Origin of the sequence: Halobacterium sp. GSL-19 (genome assembly GCF_016917855.1) — an archaeon.
Lineage (GTDB): Archaea > Halobacteriota > Halobacteria > Halobacteriales > Halobacteriaceae > Halobacterium > Halobacterium salinarum.
In genome coordinates this window covers 479596-496064 of record NZ_CP070377.1, presented here as the reverse complement: position 1 = coordinate 496064, position 16469 = coordinate 479596, and the positions used below count along the sequence as shown (strand labels likewise).

Below are 16469 nucleotides of genomic sequence, written 5' to 3'. Positions count from 1 at the left end.
AGCGCCATCTCCCGGCACTTCCAACATAATGAGTGACAGTACAATCAGAACATACAGCAGCGACCAGCGCCAGACAGACAACGACGAGACAGTATCGACCCCCGACGAAGACGTCCTGACCTGCCCGGAGTGTGGCGGGCAGGTCATCGACGACGAGGAGCACGGCGAGTCGGTCTGTGTCGACTGCGGGCTCGTCGTCGAGGAGAACGGCATCGACCGCGGCCCCGAGTGGCGCGCGTTCAACTCCACGGAGAAAGACGAGAAATCCCGCGTGGGCGCCCCGACCACGAACATGATGCACGACAAGGGGTTGTCCACGAACATCGGCTGGCAGGACAAGGACGCCTACGGGAACAGTCTCTCCAGCAACCAGCGCCAGAAGATGCAGCGCCTGCGCAAGTGGAACGAGCGCTTCCGCACCCGCAACAGCAAGGAACGCAACCTCAAGCAGGCGCTCGGTGAGATCGAGCGCATGGCCTCCGCACTCGGGCTGCCCAAGGAGGTCCGGGAGACCGCGTCGGTGATCTACCGCCGCGCGCTCAGCGAGGACCTGCTGCCCGGGCGCTCCATCGAGGGCGTCGCCACCGCCGCCCTGTACGCGTCCGCGCGCCAGCTCAGCACGCCACGCTCCATCGACGAGGTGGCGAACGTCAGCCGCATCGACGAGATGGAGTTCAAGCGCACGTACCGCTACATCGTCCGGGAGCTCAGCCTCGAAGTCGCGCCCGCCGACCCCGCGCAGTACGTGCCGCGGTTCGCAAGCGACCTCGACCTCCCCGACGAGGTCGAGCGGCGGTCCCGAGAACTCATCTCCAACGCCCAGGCCGACGGCGTCACCAGCGGCAAGTCGCCGGTCGGACTGGCCGCCGCGGCGATCTACGCGTCCAGCCTCCTCACCAACCACAAGGTCACCCAAAGCGAGGTCAGCGAGGTGACCGACGTCAGCGAGGTCACCATCCGCAACCGCTACCAGGAGCTGCTGGAAGCCACCGAAGCAGCCGCCTGACGCCGCCTGTTTTCCGCGTCCCGTGGACCGCCGATTCAGTCGGCGTCGACGCGCTCCCCGGCCGTGATCGCCGCCGGAACGTGATTGTCCGCGGGCGGCAGCGCACACGAGAACGACCCCCCGTACGCGCAAAACGGGTTGTACGCCAGGTTGAAATCCAGGGCGACCTCGTCGCCACCATCGGCCCCGGCGGGGTCGACGTCCAGGTAGCGGCCGTGCTCGTAGGTGCGCCCGTCGTCGGTGGTCTCGTCGGTGAACGGGACGAACAGCGACGACTCACCCTCGACACAGAACGCGGTGAGCGTGTGGTGGCTGTCCCCGAGGTCGAAGCCGAGGACGGCGGCACGCGTGTACTCCGCGGGCGGGCCACGCGTTGTCTCCAGTTCGACCGCCTCGGGGTCGCGGGCGGGCTGGTATCGCGCGGCCACCCGGAGCGACGCGTCGATGTCGAAGTATCGGAGGCCGTCGAAGGCCCCGCGGTCGGCCGGCGGGATCGGTGACTGGTCGTGCGTGGCCAGGAACTCGTCTTTGTCCGCGCGGTGGGCCGCGATGCGAGCCCGCCATGCGTCGTCAGTGTCGGTCACAGGCAGTGGTATCGGCGACATCACCCTAACGGTGGCGGGACGGACGGACACCCTTTTGACTGATCCAGTTCGTGGTGTACGTATGCACGTTCTCGACGGGAGTTCCGGTGGCGGTCAGCTCGTCCGCACAGCATTAACGTGTGCGGCGGTCTCCGGAGAGTCCTTCCGGATGCGGTACGTGCGGCGCGCACGATCGAACCCTGGCCTGCAGGCCCAGCATTGTGCCGCCGTGAACGCTGTCGCCGACATCTGTGATGCGGCAACGGACGGCGTCGAAGTGGGATCGGAAGCGTTCAGCTTCGAGCCGGAGGTCGCTGCCGAGGAGGCCGACGACGACGAGGAGCCGACGCTCGGCGGGACAACGAGCGTGGAGGTCGGCACCGCAGGCAGCATCCCGCTGGTGTTCGACTCGTTGCTGCCGCTTGCGGGCGCGCTCGACGAGCCCATAACTGCGACCCTGACCGGTGGGACGGACGCGAAGTGGGCGCCGCCGATGGACTACTTCCAGCACGTCAAACTGCCGCTGCTGCGCGAGCACGGGATCGACGCCACCGTGTCCGTCGACCGCCGCGGGTTCTATCCGCGCGGCGGCGGCGAGGCGACGCTCACGGTCGAGCCGTCCACGCCGACGCCGATCACCCTCACCGAGCGCGGCGACCGCGAGGCGCTGACGGCGTACTCGGTTGCGGAGTCGTCGCTGGCCGACGACGAGGTGGCCGAGCAGCAGGCCACGGCAGCCGCCCCGGACGCCGCCCACGAGATCGCCTACACCGACGCCGACTCGGCGGGGTCGGCGGTCGTGCTGGCCGCCGAGTACGAACACTCGCGGGCCGGCTTCGCGGCGCTCGGCGAGCGTGGCGTGAGCGCCGACGCCGTCGGCGAGAACGCCGCCGACGCGCTCGCGGCGTTCGAGTCGGGGCCCGGCGCGGTCGACAGCCACCTCGCCGACCAGCTCGTGCCGGTGGTGGCCGTGGCTGGCGGCGAAGTGCGAGCGCCCGAGGTGACCACGCACATCGAAACGTGTGTCGACCTGCTGGCGGAGTTCGACTACGACATCGACATCGAGCACACCGACGACGGCGCGGTCGTGTTGTCGGCGTGATCACTGGAGCATAACCGCGGGTGCCGCGGTGGCGGCGGCGACCGCCAGCCAGCCAGCGGTGTTCCACCACGGCACGCCACAGTACTGCGGGCCGCCGAGTGCGGTACGGTACGTCCAGTAGTCGCTGGCAACCCCGATCGGGTCGGTGACGGCGTCGAACGCGGCCGCCAAGACGGCTGCGGTCGCGACGGCCGTCCACCCGGCGGTCACGAGCAGCGCGACACGGGCCGCGGCGTACACGACGGCGGTCCAGCCGGCCAGAGCGTACAGGGGGACGCCGCGGATCGCGGGGTCGATGTGGTGGGTCAGCCAGCCGGCCCGGATGACGACGCGTTCGGCGAGGAACGCGATCGCCGCGCCGCCACCGAACAGCGCGGCGGTCGCTGCGGGCGGCCACGTGAGAACCGCGGAGGCGAGTGCAGCCAGCCACACCACGGCGACGACGCGGACGAAGCGGCGCGCGGTCAGCATACCGGGACCGGGGTGGCCAGCGGTAAAAACCGGTCGGTGGCGGCGACCGGACAGCTATTTGTGCCCGCGTGGGAAGCGTTGTGACATGCGCGTTGTTGTGCAAGGACCCGGCTCTCTGGGGTCGCTGGTTGGTGGCGTGTTGGCTGGCGGCGAGACCGCGGTGACGCTGCTCGGACACCAAAGCGAGCACCTCACTCGGGTCCGGGAGGACGGGCTGCGGGTCGTGCAGCCGGACGGCACCACGAGGGTGACACGGCCCAGTGTGGCGACCGATCCGTCGGTGGTTGCGGACGCGGATCTCGTTGTGGTGTGCGTGAAGAGTTACGACACCGCGTCGGCGGCGCGGGCGCTCGGCCGGCAGTGCGACGGCGCGATGGTGTTGACACTCCAGAACGGGCTGGGGAACGCCGCCGTGCTCGCCGAGCACGTGCCGGCGGACACGGTGCTGGTGGGGACGACCACCCACGGTGCGGCGCGCACGGAGCCGGGGGTGGTCCGTCACGCCGGCGGCGGTGAGACCACCATCGGGCGGTATCGCGGCGCGAACGACGCCCGCGTCGCGTCGGTTGCGGCGGCGTTCTCGACGGGCGGCATGGAGACGACGGTGACTGCCTCCCCCCAGCGTGCGGTCTGGGAGAAGGTGCTCGTGAACGTCGGGATCAACGCGGCGACGGCGCTCGCCGACGTGGACAACGGCGCGCTCGTGGAGTGCCCGCCGGGTGAGCGGGTGCTTGAGCGCGCGGTCACGGAGGGGGTGCGGGTGGCGGAGGCCGAGGGGGTGTCGGTGTCGGAGTCCGTCGTCGAGCGGGCGCGGCAGGTCGCGGCGCGCACCGCGTCCAACGAGTCCTCGATGCGCCAGGACCTCGCGGGGGGCGCGCGAACGGAGGTCGAGTCACTGCACGGGGCGGTCGTCGAGCGCGCTCGCGACCACGACATCGCGGTGCCCGTGATTCGGACGCTGGCTGATCTCGTGCGGCTCGCCCAACGGGACGGTTAGTCGCGGTCCGTCTCCGGCGGGCGCGGGCAGTCGTAGGTGTCCCTGACGGTGTCCGCGAGCACGGAGTCGCGGTGCGCCACCAGGTAGACGATGGTGAACTCGTGGTCCAGTGGGTCGAACACGAACACCTCGTGGGCGTCGGCGGCGTCCTCGTCGAGGCGGTCGACGAGCGGCTCGATGGGGAGCCGGCCGGTTCTGATCTCCGTGAAGATGTCGCGCTCGCCGGGCTGCTGGGCGAACGCGTACACCGCGCCGTTGGGTTCGTTGTCCGTGTTGAACGTCGGCCGCCCGGTCACGCCCACGCCGTTCTCGTGGGCGTCGGCCATCGTGTCGAGTGCGGCCTCGAACAGTCCGGAGACGCCGCGGGCGAACGTCAGTAGGGTGCGCCGTTGGATGTCGACGTCGGTGAAGCGGGCGTCGCCGTCGTTCCAGGCCAGCGTGGCGTCCACGAGGTATCCGGGACGGAGCGCCGCCACCGTGTCGTCGAGCGCGCCCTCGGCGTCGCCGGTGGTGACGCGGAGGGGTTCGTAGTCGGCGCGATCCAGCACGAGCAGGCCGTCGCGGTCGGGGGCGTCGCCGAGCACGCGGTACTGGCTGGCCGTCGTGGTCTGCATGCGCGGTGATAGCGCGGGCGGCGGGAAAAGGGCGTTCGTCCGCACGCGCCGGCGTGCCTCTGACGGCCGCACTGATCGATTCGGGTGTGAAACATAAACTGGGCGTGCTCTCGGCAGATGTCGCCGCGTTTACAACTGGCGGCGAGGTCCGGTCGAGCGGCGCGTCAGTCGGTTTGTGCGGACTGCTCGACGCCCGTGTCCTCCTGGGCTGTCGTCGCGTCCACGACGCCGGTGTCGCGCCACGTGCCCCGGCGATACCACGCGTACGCGATGATCGCCCCGATGACGTTCGAGACGGCGAACGACAGCCAGATGCCGGCCGATCCCAGGCTGCCGATGGTGGCCCACGCCAGCGGGAACCGGATGACGCCCAGGGTGATCACGGAGATCGCGGCCGCGACCATGGTTTTGCCGGCGCCACGGAAGCTCCCCGTGTAGGCGCGCGCGATCCCGATGAAACCGAACGTGAGCGCGACGTACCGGAGGAACTGGCTGCCGGCCTCGATGACCTGCGCGCTGTTCTCCTGGCCGGCACCGACGAACACGGAGACGATGGGCTCCGGGTACCAGTACACGATCAGCCCGAGCACCGACAGCACGCCGAACAGCATGGTGGCTGCGAGCCGCGCGGCGCGGGCGGCGCGGTCCGGCTTGCCGGCGCCGACGTTCTGCCCGGTCATGGTTTCGACGCCCCGGGCGATGGCGATCGCCGGCAGGAACACCACGGAGAACACGCGGGTGCCGATCCCGTAGGCGGCGACGATGTGATCGGGGAACGTCGCGACGATGAACAACAGCAGGTTCATCGAGAGCGCGCGCCCCGTGCCTTCGATGGAGGCCGGCAGGCCGATGCGGACGAGCCGCCGGAGATACGAGAGATCCGGGAGCATGTCGGCGGCGTTGATCTCGACGCCCCGGGTCCCCCGGAACATGATCGCGAGGCCGACGGCGAACGCGAGCGCCCGCGAGAACACGGTCGCGATGGCTGCGCCCTGGATGCCGAGTCTGGGGAACGAGACCGTGCCGACGAGGGGCGCGTTCTCGACGACGGTCCACCCGAAGATGAGGAACGGGTCGAGGACGATGTTCAACACGACGGAGCCGAACATCACCAGCATGGGTGTGATGGTGTCGCCGTACCCCCGCATGAGCGCGATGAACACCGCGAACCCGAACATGGCTGCGAGGCCGAGCGCGACCACCTGCATGTAGCTGGTGGCGGGCCGCAGCACCGCGTCGGACGCGCCAACCACCGAGAGGAAGTCCTCGACGAAGAAGTAGCCGATGCCGCCCAACAGCAGCGACGCCAGCACCGAGAAGGTGACCGTCTGGGAGGCGGCGTACTCGGCTTGCTCGTCCTTGCCGGCGCCCGTGTACTGGGCGACCAGGACGCTGCCGGCGACGGAGATCCCCATCCCCAGCGAGATGAGCAGGAACACCATCGGGAACGCGAAGCTGATGGCGGCCAGCGCGTCGGTGTTGTACTGGCCCAGCCAGAAGGTGTCCGCCAGGTTGTACGCGGTCTGGAAGAGGTTCGTGATGACGATCGGCATCGCCAGGAAGAACAGCGGCTTGCCGATGCGGCCGGACGTGAGATCGAAGGACTCCGGCCCTCTGAACAGCTTCGAGAGCTGGCTGCGCAGTCCCATCAGCGGACCGCCTCTGTTCGGGGTACAGGACGTGACGCGGCGGGGCTGTGCGTGTGGCACAGTCGCGCTGTCGCGCGCTCGCCTGCCGGCTGGTGCGTGCGCCGTGCCGGCTGGTGGTTCGACGGCGGCCCCGGGACACTGCCCGTCGGGGCGGCGGGTGACCGGACACCACGGGGCCAGGCGGCCGCCAGCGTCCGGGGTCGCGTGAGTGATGCAGGTACAGACAGGAGTACGGAGTCAGTATACATACCGTGGACGAGTGGACGTACTAACCGGTCAGTCAAAAGACTTTGGCTACCCGAATATTCTGAATACGGCCGCCTCACGCCCTGTGAACGCCATACCATGGGACTCGACTGCATAGGAATCGGCGCGTGAAAACAGTTATCTGACTCTGCGGTAAGTGTTCCGTAATGGCGGCGCCCTCGAACCGGGAGTTCTCGGAAGCCGAAGCGGAGCTCATGCAGGCGACGTACAGCGCGCTCCGCGAGCACGGCTACGTCGACCTGACGATCAAACGGATCGCCGACGAATACGGGAAGTCGACGGCCGCCGTCCACTACTACTACGACACCAAAGAGGAGCTGTTGGCGGCGTTTCTCGACTACCTCCTGGAGGAGTTCGTCGCGTCCATCCGCGCGGTCGAAACGACGGCCCCCGAGACGCGGCTGTCACTGCTGCTCGACGAGCTGCTCGTCGACCCCCAGCCCAACCAGGCGCTGTCGGTCGCGCTGCTGGAGATGCGCGCGCAGGCCCCCTACAACGAGCCGTTCCGGGAGCGGTTCCAGCAAAACGACGAGTACACGCGGTTCATGCTCAAGTCGGTCATCAGCCACGGCATCGACGAAGGCGCTTTCGAAGCCGTCGACGCCGACCACGTCGCCCGCTCGCTCATGACCATCGTCGACGGCGCGCGCACCCGGTCGGTCGTGCACGGCGATCCGTCGGCGCTGGCGGCCGGCAGGCGGACCGCCAGCGAGTACGTCGACGCCACCCTGCTGTAGCCCCCGCGATCACGCCCGGGTGGTGTCGACGACCGACAGGCTGCCGTCGAGGGTGACGGTCAGCGATTCGTCGTCGAGGCGGATGGTGACCGTGGCGCGGTCGCGGTCAGGGTCGTACGCGGTGGTGTCGTCGGTCACACACCAGCCGAGCGTCCAGTGTGGCGTGCTCGTCACGTCGATCCCGTGGTCGGCGTGGAACGCGACCACCGTGGCGTCGTCGAGCAGCGACAGCCCGACCGGGGAGGACAGCGTGTGCTGGCACTGCTGGCAGGTGTGGTCGACGCGCACGTTCAGGTCGAGGCGGGAGTCGTCGTCGGGGGTCAGGGTGGTCGTCATGCGGCCCCCGCACTCGGGGCAGACGCCGTCGGCGGCCAGGCAGTGGAGGTGGCGGATGCGCTGATCGAAGGCCGCCGCGACCTCGGCGTCCGAGCGGTTGCGGAGGCCCCCCGGCGGGAACGCGTACCGGGCGTACGTGGTGGTGCACGCTGCACACTCGACGCTGAGGCGTTCGTCGGCGTACTGGCCGACGAGTGTGTCCCCGCACGCAAAGCAGGTGCCCGTGATCGGCACCGAAAGGGACACGCGGTCGGTGAACGTGCCCGCGAGGATCGCGCGCACGACCTTCTCGCCGGCGTACTGGAACTCGTAGCCGTCGTCGGTCGACCGCACGAAGTGGTCGGTGAGCTTCGAGAGGTGGTAGTTGAACTGCGCGGAGTCGCGCATCCCGACGCGCTTGCGCAGCGCCGAGAACGACACCGGGCGCTCGGGGGCGCGCCACAGCGCCTGCAGGATGTCGATGCGGGTTTCGTTCCCGAGAAGCGCGAACGCATCAGCGGCGGCCAGTCCGTCGTCGTCTTGGGTCGCCGACGAGGCGGACTGTGGGGTGTCCGGATCGGGCGACTGCTCGGAGCCACTCATGGGCGTGCTTGGGCGACCACGCTCATAACCGTTCCCGGTGGACGGCGTACTAGGTGGCGTCCCGGACGACGAGCGCCACCCCGACGATCGCGGCGGCGACGTACGCCGGGTGCGCCGTCGGATACGTGGCCAGCGCCGACGCCGCGGCGACGTACTGGCCGCTGCCGAGCGCGGTGCTGAACGTCCTCCCGGGACCGGGCGTGACCGTCCACCACCAGACGTGCGCGATCGCCGCCACGACGAACAGCACGCCGACCAGCGACAGCGGTCGTCTGGCGACGACATCCCCTGGACCTCCCCTGCGTCTCATCGGCCGAACGTTGGCCAACCACCCGGAAAAGTGTAGCCACTCGCCGCCCCACCGGGATTGAAGGGCGGGCGCGACGACTGCCAGCTATGCCCGACTTCGAATCGCGGACGCGGGACTGCCAACGAACCATCCGGGACGCCGGCGCGGCCGGCGCGGTGTTGTTCCCGAGCCCGAACCTCTACTACCTCAGCGGCTTCGGCGAGACGCCCTCCGAGCGCCTGCTGGTGTTGGTCGTTCCGGCCGACGGCGAGCCGGCGTTCGTCGCGCCGGCGCTGTACGAGACGCAACTCGCCGCGGAAACCTGGGTCGATGACATCCGAACGTACACCGACAGTCAAGACCCCAGTGCGGTGGTGCGCGCCGTCGCCGCCGACCGCGGGCTGACAGACGGCCGGCTGCTCGTTGACCCCACGATGTGGGCGCAGTTCACGCAGTTGCTGCGGGACACGCTGCCGGACGCCACTTGGGGGTTGGCTGACGCCGTGCTCGGGTCGCTGCGGGTGCGCAAAGACGACGCCGAGCTGGACGCGCTCCGGCGGGCGGGCGGGGCCGCCGACGCCGCGATGGCAGACGTGCGCGGGCTCGGCGCGGACGCCATCGGGATGACCGAGCACGAGCTCGCCGACTTCATCGCCGACCGGCTGGCCGCCCACGGCGGCACCGGCGTCTCGTTCGATGTGATCGCCGGCAGCGGTCCCAACGGCGCGAAGCCACACCACACCCACGACGCCCGGGAGATCCAGCGGGGCGACCCGGTGGTGTGTGATTTCGGCACGGTCGTCGACCGCTACCCCAGCGACCAGACCCGGACGGTGGTGTTCGCGGGCGATCCACCGGCGGCGTTTCGGACGGTCCACGAGGTCGTGCGGGACGCCCACCGGGCCGCCGTGGACGCGGTCGAACCCGGGGTGTCCGCGGGCGCGGTCGACGCCGCCGCGCGGCGCGTCATCGCGGACGCCGGCTACGGCGACGCGTTCGTGCACCGGACCGGCCACGGGGTCGGCCTCGACGTCCACGAGGCCCCGTTCATAGTCGCTGACAGCGACCGCAAACTCGATGTGGGGATGGTGTTCTCCATCGAACCCGGCGTCTACCGCCCGGGGGAGTTCGGCGTCCGCATCGAGGACCTCGTGGTGGTCACCGCCGACGGCTGCGAGCCGCTCACGGACACCGCGCGCGGCTGGCGGGTCGACTGAGCCACGGGGGCTGGGTGGTCGGTCGCGGCGGCGCGGCGTTCCGGGATGCAGACGTTTTTCAGCGGGGCAAGCCGAGCACCTGTATCCATGGTCCCGAATCCCTTCAGCTGGCTGCTCCGGGCAGTCGGCGTCGCGATCGCGCGCCTCGGGTTGATCTCCGAGTCGCGCGCACGGCGAACCGCCGAGTTGGCGTGGCCGCGAATCCTCACTGGCATCGGCAGGATGTCGAAGAGTGCGGCCGACGTCGCAATGGTGGGTGCCGCCCTGGGGTCGGCGGCCATCACGGGCGTCGGCTACGCGGGACCGTTCTGGGGGGCGGCGTTCAGCATCGGCGGCGGGCTGGCAGCCGGCACCATCGCGTTGGTCTCCCAGCGGTTCAGCGCCGACGAGATCGCGGACGCCGGGCAAGCGCTGCGATCGAGTGCCGCGCTCACCGTGGCTGCGACGCTCCCGATCGCGGTGCTGTTCTACTCGCATCCGGCCGCGCTGATCGGGCTGTTGACCGACCGGCAGGCGGAGATCGCCTTCGGAGCGGACTACCTCCGCGTGGTCGCGTTCGGGGTGCCGTTTGCGGGCCTGAACCTCATCGGGAGCCGCGCGCTCATCGGCGCTGACGACGCCTACACCGCGATGGTGCTGCGCGGCGGCGGCGCGCTCGCCAACATCGGCCTCAACGGCGTGTTCATCTTCGGCCTGGGGTGGGGTGTCGTGGGTGCCGGTCTGGGCACCGTGCTCAGCAACGTCGTGGTGACCACGGCGTTCGTCGTGGGGCTGTCGCGTGGCCGCCTGCCGGCCGTCGGCGCGTTCCCCATGACGGTCTCGGTGCGGGGCGCGTACTGGGTGCGCGATGACTGCTGGGACATCGTCACCATCGGGCTGCCCGTGGTGGGCCGGAACTCGGTGTGGACGCTGGCGCGGTTCCCGCTGTTGGCGTTCATGAGCCTGTTCGGGCAGCCCGTCGCCGCCGCGTACATCATCGTGCGCCGCGTGTTCGGCATCATGAACACGCCCGGCTGGGGGTTCGGGCTCGCGGCGTCCAGCCTCGTCGGCCAGGAGCTCGGGCAGGGCAGGGAGTCCACGGCGGCCGCCTACGGCCGCGAGATCACGCTGTATTCCGTGGTGATGTACGTCATGTTCGCGGGCGTCGTCTGCGCGTTCGCCGGCCAGATCGTGGGTGTGTTCGTTGACTCCGCGAGCGACCCCAGCGTCCCGATCGCCGTGACGATGGTGTACGTTGCGGCGGCCGCGGTGATCCCCCAGGGGATCGGCGCGACGGTTGCGGGCGCGCTCGACGCCACGGGCGACACCCGGTGGCCGTTCTACTCGCGGGCGGTGGGGATGCTCGGCGCGCTGCCGCTGGTGTATCTCGGCGCGACAACGCCGCTCGGGCTGTACGGCATCTACCTCTCGTTGTTCTCGGAGACGTGCGTGCCCGCGGTGGTCAACTACCTCCGGTTCCGGTCGGGCAAGTGGAAGGCGATCAGCCGCGAGTACCGGCCGGACGCGGCGGACTGAGCGCTCACGTGAGCGCCGGCAGCACGGTGTCGAGGTCCGACACCGAGTCGATGACGTGATCGGGCTCGACGTCGCTCGCCGCCAGCGCGGCGTCGTCCGTGACCCCGGACAGCACCAGGACGGTCGTCATGCCGGCGCGGTTCCCCATCTCGATGTCCGTCTCGATGCGGTCGCCGACCATCACACACCGGGCCAGCGGGACGCCGAGCAGGTCCGTCGCGGCCTCGACGGCGACCGGCGACGGTTTCCCCAACACCCGATCGAGGGACCGCCCGGTAGCGCCCTCGATGGCACCGACCATCGACGCGCAGTCCGGAACCTCGCCGCCGGCGACGGGACACGTCCGGTCGGGGTTCGTCGCCAGGAACGGCGTCCCCTCGTCGACCGCGTTGAACGCGTCGGTGAGGGTGTCGTAATCGAAGTCGTGGTCCATCGACACCAGCAGAACGTCGGCGCGACCGGGGTCTGTGGTGGTGGCGACGCCGTGGGCGGCGAGCTCCTCGAACAGCGGCGGCTCGCCGACGACGAACACCGACTCCCCGGGGTGGGCGCGCGCCAGGTAGGACGCCGCGATGGACGCGGCGTTGAGGATCGCGGACTCGTCGGCCGGCACCCCGAGCCCGTCGAGTTTCGACGCGAACGCGTCGCGGCGCTCGATCGCCTTGTTCGAGAGGAACCCCACGCCGACCCCGGCGGCCCGCAGCCCGTCGACCGCCGCCGCGGCCCCCGGCACCAGGGCGTCGCCCACGTAGATCGTTCCGTCGAGGTCGAACAGAACGCCGTCAGCGGCTTCGTCTGACACGCCTGCTACTCGGGGCGGTGGCGCAAAAAGGGCTGCTCCGGCTCCCGACCGGTGGGAAGGACACGGCATTTACGCGCGCCGTCCCTGACGGCCGGTATGGACACCGCCGACCCGCCGCTTGCGGTCGACATCGATGGCACGCTGAGTCGCGCCGATCGCTCCATCGACGGCCGCGTGCTGGACGTGCTTCGTGGGTGGGATGGACCGGTCGTCGTCGCGACGGGCAAGGCACTGCCGTACGCGGTCGCGCTCTGCCAGTTCGCGGGCATCGCCGAGCGCGTGATCGCGGAGAACGGCGGCGTCGCGTACGTCGGCGACGAGCTGCTGCAGTTCGGTGACAGCCGGGCGGTCGAACAGGTCGCGGCGGCGTTCGAGGACGCCGGCCACGACATCGGCTGGGGGGACGCGGACCTCACGAACCGATGGCGGGAGACCGAGCTCGCCGTGAGCCGCGAGCAACCCCTGGACGTGCTGTCGGCGTTGGCCGCCGATCACGGCCTCCACGTCGTCGACACCGGGTTCGCGTACCACGTCAAACCCGAGTCGATGAGCAAGGGCAACGCGTTGCCCGCGGTCGCGGACCGGCTGGGCGTGTCGGCCGGCGACTTCGCGGCTGTCGGGGACTCCGCGAACGACGTCGAGCTGTTCGAAGCCGTGGGGGAGTCGTACGCCGTCGGGAACGCCGACGACCACGCGAAAGGCGCGGCCGAGACAGTGCTGTCCGAGACGCACGGCGACGGCTTCCTGGCGGCCGTCGACCGGATCCGCTCGTAGCGGCGACGCCGGTCAGGAGAACAGCGACCGCAGCCAGTCCATGATGCCGTCGGTCTGGGTGCGCTCGCGCTCGAACTCGTCGTAGAGCGCGTCGAGGAACGCGCGACGCGTGTCGAACTCGCTGCGATCGGTCGCCTCGACGGCGGCCGAGAGTGCGATCCGGTGGCCCGTGGGTCCGACCTTGATCTCGGGGTCGCCGAGCGCCGCAACGACGGCGTCACCGGTCGCTGGGAAGGACACGTCGGCGTCCCGGAGGTGTTCGTCGACGGTCGCGATGCCGAACACAGCCGAGTCGGCGCCTGTCGTGTCGTCGTCTCCCGTCGGAGAACGCGCAGCCATACACACGTGTTGTGGTGTGCTCAGCAAAAACCCATGGGTCCCCCCATTGAGGGCCACATTTAGGCGTCTGGAAGCCCTGAGTCACGAATCCTGATGAGCGACGCGCCAGTCGGGGATCGCCACTCGGAGCACGAACGCCGGCTGGTACGGGAGTTTGCGGCGTTGCTGTACCGCCCCCAGTCGTGGTACGCGGGCGTCGTCGGCCCCGACGGCCGGATCGAGTACGCCAACGAGGCCGCGCGGGACGTGATCGGCGCGGACGCACGCGACCTCGTCGGGACGTTCTTCTGGCAGGCCCCGTGGTTCACTCACGACCAGGACGTGCAGGCGGCGGTCCGCGAGCAGGTTGCGGCGGCCGTCCAAGGGGAGGCAAGCCAGTTCACCGCGACCCACCGCACGAGCGGCGGTGGGACGGCCACGGTCGAGCTGGAGTTGCAGCCGATGCCGGCCCCCGCCGTGGACGGCATCGACGACCACGACCACGCGTTTGCGGTCGTGGTCGTCGGTCGGCGGGCGGCCAGCGAGTCGACGGCGGCCGACGTCGAGTCGGCGCTCGACGCGGTGCAGGCGCTGTACGCCGCCACCGACACCGACGACCAGGTGCCGTTCGACGACCGCGTTCGCACGGCGCTTGCGGTCGGCGCCGACTACCTCGGGTTCGAGGAGGGGTTCTACACGAAGATCGACGCCGGGACGCAGTTCGTTCGCGTCTCCGTCGGCGACCACCCGCTGTTGCAGCCCGGCGAGCAGACCGCGCTGGCGGACACGTACTGTCGGGAGACGATCGCCGACGACGCGCCGACGGTGGTGCGGGACGCCGGTGCGTCGGCGTTCGCCGACGACACCGCCTACGACGTGTTCGGCCTGGAGTGTTACATCGGCGCGGAGATCCGTCGGGACGGCACCACGCACGGGACGGTGTGTTTCGCCGACCGGGACGCCCATCCGGAGCCGATCACGGCGGCCGACGAGGCGTTCGTCGGGGTGCTTGCGGACTGGCTGGAGCGCGAGCTCAGACACCGCCGCGAGCGCGACCAGCTCACCCAGCAGGCCGACCGGCTGGGGGAGTTCGCGGGCGTCGTCAGCCACGACCTCCGCAGCCCGCTGAACGCGGCCAGCGGGCACCTCGATCTGGCTGCCGAGCATCTCGACGCCGGGGACACTGACGGCCGCGCGAGCGACGCCATCGAGAACGCGCACGCCGCCATCGACCGCATGACCGATCTCGTGGCGGGCGTCCACGAGTTGGCGGCGCAGGGCGACGTTGTCGGTGATCCTGCGGCGGTGTCGGTGGCGTCGGTGGCCGCCGACGCGGCGGCAACCGCGCTTCCGGACGCGGCGACCCTGACCGTCGACATCGGTGCCGACGTGCGGCTGGCGGCCGATCCGGAACGCCTCCGCACGGTGTTCGAGAACCTGTTCCGGAACGCCGCCGAGCACGGCGGCGAGACCGTCTCGGTGTCGGTTCGGCGCGTCGATCCACACCCCGATGCGGGCGGGGCTGGGTTCGTGGTGACCGACGACGGCCCGGGGTTCGGTGATCTCGATCCGGAGGCCGCCTTCGAGCCGGGGCTGTCGACGCGCGCCGGCGGGAGTGGCTACGGACTGCGCATCGTTCGCGCCGTCGTGAACGCCCACGGGTGGACGGTGACGGCCGCCGACGCTCCCGATGGCGGTGCCCGATTCGAGATCCGGGGCGTGGAGTTCACGCCGGACTGCTAGTCGTCGTCATCGTCGCCCGGGCTGGGTGCCTGCTCGGCGGCGGGCGCGTCGTGGGTGCCGGTGGGCGGTCGGTTCACTTCCGCGGCCGCCGACTCGCTGAGGTCCGTCTCGGTGGTGAGTTCGGTCATGTCGTCGGCGTCGTCGCCGGCGTCGCGGGCGTCCTGGTCGATGCGCATCGAACAGAAGTCCACGCCACACATCGAACAGAAGCGGGCGTCCTTGTAGTTGTCACCGGGCAGCGTCTGGTCGTGGAACGCCTGTGCGCGCTCGGGGTCGAGCGCGAGGTCGAACTGGCGGTTCCAGTCGAAGTTGTAGCGCGCCTCCGAGAGCGCGTCGTCCCAGTCGCGGGCACCTGGTTTGCCGGCGGCGACGTCGCCCGCGTGGGCGGCGATCCGGTAGGCGGCCATGCCGTCGCGGACGTCCTCGGCGTCGGGGAGTCCGAGGTGCTCTTTGGGCGTGACGTAGCAGAGCATCGCGGCCCCGGCGCGCGCGGCCTCGGTCGCACCGATGGCGCTGGTGATGTGGTCGTAGCCGGGGGCGATGTCGGTCACCAGCGGGCCCAGCACGTAGAACGGGGCGCCGTCGCAGACCTCCTGTTGGCGGTCGACGTTGGCGCGGATCTGGTCCATGGGGACGTGGCCGGGGCCTTCGACCATCGCTTGGACGCCGTGGTCCCAGGCGCGCCGGGTGAGCTCTCCGAGGGTGTCGAGTTCGGCGAACTGGGCGTCGTCGCTGGCGTCCGCGACCGACCCCGGGCGTAGGCCGTCGCCCAGCGAGATGGTGACGTCGTGGGCCTGCAGGATCTCACAGAGCTCGTCGTAGTGGGTGTACAGTGGGTTCTGTTCGCCGTGTTCGGTCATCCACTGCGAGAGGATCGACCCGCCCCGGGAGACGATGCCGGTGGTGCGGTCGTCGGTGAGCGGGAGGTGTTCGGCCAGAACGCCGGCGTGCAGGGTCATGTAGTCGACGCCCTGCTTGGCCTGCTTCTCGACGACGTCGATGAGGAGGTCGGGCGTGATGTCGGTGACGTCCTCGACACGGGTCACCGCCTCGTAGATGGGCACCGTCCCCACGGGAACCGGCGAGTTGTCGATGTTCGCCGTGCGGATGCCGTCGAGGTTCTCCCCCGTCGAGAGGTCCATGACGGTGTCGGCGCCGTAGTGGACTGCGGTGTGGAGCTTTTCGAGCTCGTCGTCGATGTCGCCGGTGGTGTCGCTGTTCCCGATGTTCGCGTTGACCTTGGTGGCGAAGTCGCGACCGATGATCATCGGGTCGAGGGCGTCGTGGTGGTGGTTGGCTGGGATGACGGCGTGGCCGTCGGCGACCGCCTCGCGGACGACTTCGGGATCGCGGCCTTCACGGTCTGCGACGCGGCGCATCGCGTCTGTGACGGTTCCGTCGCGGGCGTGTTGGAGCTGTGTTGACATCAATTACTTAGTGATACCACTAGATAATAAAATCACGTG

The 16469-nt window shown here is 70.1% G+C and carries 17 protein-coding genes; 8 read left to right on the top strand and 9 right to left on the bottom strand.

Annotation, left to right across the window (positions count from 1 at the left end; genetic code table 11):
• Nucleotides 1–28 precede the first annotated feature (28 nt).
• Nucleotides 29–1006, top strand: a complete 978-nt coding sequence (locus JT689_RS04310; protein ID WP_010902508.1) for a transcription initiation factor IIB — start codon at nt 29–31, stop codon at nt 1004–1006.
• Between the two features lie 35 nt (nt 1007–1041).
• Here JT689_RS04310 and JT689_RS04305 read toward each other — a convergent pair whose 3' ends face one another.
• The gene (locus tag JT689_RS04305) at nt 1042–1590 is read right to left on the bottom strand and encodes a DUF1684 domain-containing protein (protein WP_229373404.1); all 549 of its coding nucleotides are present in this window, start codon (nt 1588–1590) and stop codon (nt 1042–1044) included.
• 82 nt (nt 1591–1672) lie between these two features.
• Here JT689_RS04305 and rtcA point away from each other — a divergent pair, with 82 nt between their 5' ends.
• The gene (gene rtcA, locus JT689_RS04300; RefSeq protein WP_012289214.1) at nt 1673–2692 is read left to right on the top strand and encodes an RNA 3'-terminal phosphate cyclase; all 1020 of its coding nucleotides are present in this window, start codon (nt 1673–1675) and stop codon (nt 2690–2692) included.
• On the opposite strand, the gene JT689_RS04295 is transcribed toward rtcA, so the two are convergent.
• Nucleotides 2693–3163, bottom strand: a complete 471-nt coding sequence (locus tag JT689_RS04295) for a carotenoid biosynthesis protein (RefSeq protein WP_010902505.1) — start codon at nt 3161–3163, stop codon at nt 2693–2695.
• An 85-nt stretch (nt 3164–3248) separates the two neighbouring features.
• On the opposite strand from JT689_RS04295, the gene JT689_RS04290 reads away from it, so the two are divergent.
• Nucleotides 3249–4160 carry a 2-dehydropantoate 2-reductase gene (locus JT689_RS04290; protein ID WP_010902504.1) on the top strand — a complete coding sequence of 304 codons (912 nt, stop codon included), beginning with the start codon at nt 3249–3251 and terminating at the stop codon, nt 4158–4160.
• Here JT689_RS04290 and JT689_RS04285 read toward each other — a convergent pair.
• Both JT689_RS04285 and JT689_RS04280 read right to left on the bottom strand, forming a co-directional pair.
• Nucleotides 4157–4774, bottom strand: a complete 618-nt coding sequence (locus JT689_RS04285; RefSeq protein WP_010902503.1) for a DUF6663 family protein — start codon at nt 4772–4774, stop codon at nt 4157–4159. The genes JT689_RS04290 and JT689_RS04285 overlap by 4 nt on opposite strands.
• Nucleotides 4775–4938: 164 nt before the next feature.
• On the bottom strand, nt 4939–6423 hold the full coding sequence (locus JT689_RS04280) for an MATE family efflux transporter (RefSeq protein WP_010902502.1): 1485 nt from the start codon (nt 6421–6423) through the stop codon (nt 4939–4941).
• A gap of 413 nt (nt 6424–6836) precedes the next feature.
• Between JT689_RS04280 and JT689_RS04275 the strand changes: the two genes are divergently transcribed.
• On the top strand, nt 6837–7427 hold the full coding sequence (locus JT689_RS04275) for a TetR family transcriptional regulator C-terminal domain-containing protein (RefSeq protein ID WP_010902501.1): 591 nt from the start codon (nt 6837–6839) through the stop codon (nt 7425–7427).
• Between the two features lie 9 nt (nt 7428–7436).
• On the opposite strand, the gene JT689_RS04270 is transcribed toward JT689_RS04275, so the two are convergent.
• On the bottom strand, nt 7437–8345 hold the full coding sequence (locus JT689_RS04270; protein WP_205251617.1) for a winged helix-turn-helix domain-containing protein: 909 nt from the start codon (nt 8343–8345) through the stop codon (nt 7437–7439).
• A gap of 49 nt (nt 8346–8394) precedes the next feature.
• A complete protein-coding gene (locus tag JT689_RS04265) occupies nt 8395–8655 on the bottom strand; it encodes a hypothetical protein (RefSeq protein WP_010902499.1) in 261 nt (86 codons plus the stop codon).
• A gap of 86 nt (nt 8656–8741) precedes the next feature.
• Here JT689_RS04265 and JT689_RS04260 point away from each other — a divergent pair, with 86 nt between their 5' ends.
• Complete coding sequence (locus JT689_RS04260; RefSeq protein WP_205251616.1) at nt 8742–9851, top strand: Xaa-Pro peptidase family protein; 1110 nt, start codon at nt 8742–8744, stop codon at nt 9849–9851.
• An 87-nt stretch (nt 9852–9938) separates the two neighbouring features.
• Nucleotides 9939–11366: an MATE family efflux transporter gene (locus JT689_RS04255; protein WP_049892494.1), complete on the top strand. Its 1428-nt coding sequence runs from the start codon at nt 9939–9941 to the stop codon at nt 11364–11366.
• A 4-nt stretch (nt 11367–11370) separates the two neighbouring features.
• Here JT689_RS04255 and JT689_RS04250 read toward each other — a convergent pair whose 3' ends face one another.
• Complete coding sequence (locus JT689_RS04250) at nt 11371–12168, bottom strand: HAD-IIA family hydrolase (RefSeq protein ID WP_229373403.1); 798 nt, start codon at nt 12166–12168, stop codon at nt 11371–11373.
• Nucleotides 12169–12264: 96 nt separating this feature from the next.
• Here JT689_RS04250 and JT689_RS04245 point away from each other — a divergent pair, with 96 nt between their 5' ends.
• Nucleotides 12265–12942, top strand: a complete 678-nt coding sequence (locus JT689_RS04245; RefSeq protein WP_205251615.1) for a phosphoglycolate phosphatase — start codon at nt 12265–12267, stop codon at nt 12940–12942.
• Nucleotides 12943–12954: 12 nt separating this feature from the next.
• On the opposite strand, the gene JT689_RS04240 is transcribed toward JT689_RS04245, so the two are convergent.
• A complete protein-coding gene (locus tag JT689_RS04240; RefSeq protein ID WP_010902494.1) occupies nt 12955–13281 on the bottom strand; it encodes a hypothetical protein in 327 nt (108 codons plus the stop codon).
• Nucleotides 13282–13374: 93 nt separating this feature from the next.
• On the opposite strand from JT689_RS04240, the gene JT689_RS04235 reads away from it, so the two are divergent.
• Nucleotides 13375–15003, top strand: a complete 1629-nt coding sequence (locus JT689_RS04235) for a PAS domain-containing sensor histidine kinase (protein WP_205251614.1) — start codon at nt 13375–13377, stop codon at nt 15001–15003.
• Here the strand turns inward: JT689_RS04235 and thiC are convergent.
• Nucleotides 15000–16430, bottom strand: a complete 1431-nt coding sequence (gene thiC, locus JT689_RS04230) for a phosphomethylpyrimidine synthase ThiC (protein ID WP_010902492.1) — start codon at nt 16428–16430, stop codon at nt 15000–15002. The two genes, JT689_RS04235 and thiC, sit on opposite strands and share 4 nt — an antisense overlap.
• Nucleotides 16431–16469 lie beyond the last annotated feature (39 nt).